Raw genomic sequence first — 3,243 nt, 5'->3', positions numbered from 1 at the left:
GCACGGCGACGGGCTTGGGCGCAGGCGCGCGCCGCACGGGCGGCGGCGCGGGTGCGGCGACCCCTTCGGCGACGGCGTTCGTGGCCGCAACCAGGCCGAGCGTCAGCAGGAGCGCGCCGACCGTCGATGATGCGGTGATCTTGATCGCCGGTCCTCCTCGCCGAATCCCTCTCGGTGAAAGCTTCGCGGGCGGCGGTTAACGGAATGTCGTCGGCGCTTGCGGCGCGGCGCGGGCTCTGCAACCTGGGCCGCCGATGCCAGATCCCGTCCCTTCCGCCTCGCAGCCGGTGCTCGCCGCGGCGGGCCTGTGCAAGACCTATGGCCGCGTGCGCGCGGTGGACGATGTCTCGATCGCCGTCGCCCCGGGCGAGATCGTGGGCCTGGTCGGCCCCAACGGCGCCGGCAAGACCACCATCATCAACATGATCCTGGGGGTGCTGCAGCCCACGGCCGGCAGCGTGCGCATCGGCGGCTTCGACCTGGCCAAGGCGCGCAGCCGCGCGCTCGCGCTCGCCAACTTCGCCGCGGTCTATGCGCCGCTGCCGGGCAACCTCACCGTCGAGCAGAACCTGCGCGTCTTCGGCCTGGTCTACGGCGTCAGGGGGCTTTCGGCGCGCATCGAGGCGCTGATCGACGCCTACGACCTTTCACAGCACCGCCGGGACAAGACCGGCGTGCTGTCCTCCGGCGAGCAGACCCGCGTGGCCCTCGCCAAGGCGATGCTGAACAGCCCGCGCCTCTTGCTGCTCGACGAGCCGACCGCCTCGATCGATCCGGCGACCGCGCGCGACATCCGCCGGCGGATCACCGGCTTCGTCCGCGAGACCCGGGCCGGCGTGCTCTGGACCAGCCACAACATGTACGAGGTGGCCGAGGTCTGCGACCGGGTGCTGTTCCTCTCGCGCGGCAGGATCCTGCTCGACGGCCGGCCCGCCGACCTGATCAGCCAGCACGGCGCGGCGAGCCTCGAGGATCTCTTCATCGAGGTCGCCCACGAGCATCCGGCGACCGGCGAGGAGGTGGACTGATGCGCGCCTCCCGCATCGCCGCCATCGTCCTGCGCCAGGTCTTCCTGCTGCGCGGCAGCCCGGTGCGGCTGCTGCCGATGGTCGCCTGGGTGGCGATCGACATCGTGCTCTGGGGCTTCATCAGCCGCTATCTCGACCAGCTGACCGGTGCGGCGCACTTCACCGCCTCCCTGCTTGGCGCGGTCTTGCTGTGGGACTTCCTTTCCCGGGTCATGCAGGGGGTGACGACGGCCTTCTTCGAGGATGTCTGGTCGCGCAACTTCCTGAACCTGTTCGCCACGCCGCTGATGATCTCGGAGTACCTGGCGGGCCTCGTCACGACGGGTGTATGCACCAGCCTGATGGGCCTCCTGGCCATGCTGGCGCTCGCCACCGGCGTCTTCGGCCTCGACTTTCTGGCCTATGGCGCGGCCCTGGTCCCGTTCCTGATGGTGCTGTTCGTCACCGGCATCGCGCTTGGGATCCTCGGCACGGCGATCGTGCTCAGGTTCGGGCCGGCGTCGGAGTGGCTGATCTGGCCGATCCCCTCGCTGCTCTCGCCGTTCGCGGGCGTCTTCTATCCGCTCGCCACCCTGCCGGCCTGGATGCGCTGGATCGGCCACGCCCTGCCGCCGTCCTATGTCTTCGAGGGCATGCGCAGCATCGTCGCGGGCCGGCCGGTCGCGTGGGGCGGGCTCGCCGCCGGCCTGGGCCTGGCGGGGCTCTATCTGCTTCTGGCCTGCCTCGCGTTCGCGGGGGTCTACCGGCGGGCGATACGGACCGGCCTGATTGCGCGTTACAGCGCCGAGACCGCCAGCTAAACGCTGGCCCGTTGCGTTTTGGCGAAGGAGGCCACTCGTATGGAACTCGTGATCGGCAACAAGGCGTGGTCAAGCTGGTCCATGCGGCCGTGGCTGGTGCTGAAGAGGGCCGGCGCCGAGTTCACCGAGACGTCCATCGAACTGCGGCAAGGCGCGCGCACCGAGGCCGCCATCGCGCCGCACAGCCCGAGCAACCATGTGCCGGTCCTGAAGGACGACGGGCTCGTGATCTGGGACTCGCTGGCGATCTGCGAATACCTCGCTGAGAAATTCCCGCAGGCCAGGCTCTGGCCGCAGGATCCCGGCGCGCGCGCCCTGGCCCGGGCGGCGGCGGCGGAGATGCACTCCGGCTTCAGCTCGCTGCGCGGCGAGTGCCCGATGGACCTGCGGGCCGCGCCCAAGGTGGCCGAGCTTTCCGAAGCGACCCATAAGGACCTGCGCCGCATCGCCCGGATGTGGGTCGACCTTCTGACGCGCTTGGGCGGACCGTGGCTCGGCGGCGCGGAATGGAGCGTCGCCGACGCCTTCTACACGCCGGTCGCCTCGCGGCTGCGGACCTATGGCGTACGCCTTTCCGACTTCGGCGACACCGGCCGCGGCGGGGAGTACGCCGAACGTCTGCTCGAGACGCCCGAGTTCCTGGCCTGGGAAGCCGGGGCGCGATGAGCGATCGCCGTGGCCAAGCTCGCGGCCATGCTGCACGGGGCTTGAGCAGGACCGCGCTTCCCTAACCGTGCCTGGCCAGGGACACGTTTATGCCCAATAGCTGCGCTTCTAACTAAACGCCGCCGGGCGCGTGGACGCGAGCCGGCGGAGCTTCGGAAGGGCCTTTGGCCTCGCCCGGAACCGCCTTGCCAAATGGCAAGTCCCGGAACAGGGGGCGTCCGGTTTAGTTTCCGGCGCGGCTAGGGGACAACGGAGATGACTGTATGAACCCGAAGATCGCCATCGCCACCGCCGCGGGCGTCGTGCTTCTCGCCGGCGCCGCGCTCGCCCAATCCACCTCGTCGGGCTCGACCACGTCAGGCATGAGCAGCGGTGCTGCGGCCAACGACGCCGCCGCGGCGCAGAACTCACAGGGCGCCTACGGCAGCCGCTCGTCCGCGTCGCCGAACGCTGCGAATCCCGCCAACGCCGGAGCCGGCGCGAGCACGACTGCGGGCGCGAGCCCGCCGGCGAGCTCGGCCAGCTCCTACGGCGCCAACACCTCGGCCACCGCGCCGTCGGCCAGCTCGTCGAGCACCGACACGTCGGCGACGGCGCCATCCACAACCGGCTCCAGCTCGATGTCCAGCGCCACCGCTGGCGAACGCGGCTGATCCTTAAGGGGGGCGGGGGGCGGCAGTGCCGAACAGGGTTGAATCTGGGTCAGGCTGGCTGGTGGGGCTGATCGCCCTCGCCGGCGGCCTGGCCGT

Annotated in this window: 4 protein-coding genes; all 4 read left to right on the top strand. The window is 70.6% G+C overall.

Translation table 11 applies throughout. The features are described from left to right. Positions 1 to 254 precede the first annotated feature (254 nt). The 4 genes from VJS38_RS04000 (at position 255) to VJS38_RS03985 (ending at position 3,147) form a co-directional block, all read left to right on the top strand. Positions 255 to 1,028: an ABC transporter ATP-binding protein gene (locus VJS38_RS04000; RefSeq protein ID WP_324086860.1), complete on the top strand. Its 774-nt coding sequence runs from the start codon at positions 255 to 257 to the stop codon at positions 1,026 to 1,028. Then, entirely contained in the window at positions 1,028 to 1,828 is an 801-nt protein-coding gene (locus VJS38_RS03995) for an ABC transporter permease (RefSeq protein ID WP_324086859.1), read from the top strand. Before VJS38_RS04000 ends, VJS38_RS03995 begins: the two co-directional genes overlap by 1 nt. A 39-nt stretch (positions 1,829 to 1,867) precedes the next feature. Next, a complete protein-coding gene (locus VJS38_RS03990; RefSeq protein ID WP_324086858.1) occupies positions 1,868 to 2,494 on the top strand; it encodes a glutathione S-transferase family protein in 627 nt (208 codons plus the stop codon). Between the two features lie 263 nt (positions 2,495 to 2,757). Further along, the gene (locus VJS38_RS03985) at positions 2,758 to 3,147 is read left to right on the top strand and encodes a hypothetical protein (protein WP_324086857.1); all 390 of its coding nucleotides are present in this window, start codon (positions 2,758 to 2,760) and stop codon (positions 3,145 to 3,147) included. The last annotated feature ends 96 nt before the right edge of the window (positions 3,148 to 3,243 follow it).

The sequence above is a fragment of the Phenylobacterium sp. genome (assembly GCF_035276905.1).
Lineage (GTDB): Bacteria > Pseudomonadota > Alphaproteobacteria > Caulobacterales > Caulobacteraceae > Phenylobacterium.
The sequence above is the reverse complement of the archived record's forward strand: the minus strand, read 5'-3'. Positions and strand labels throughout refer to the sequence as shown.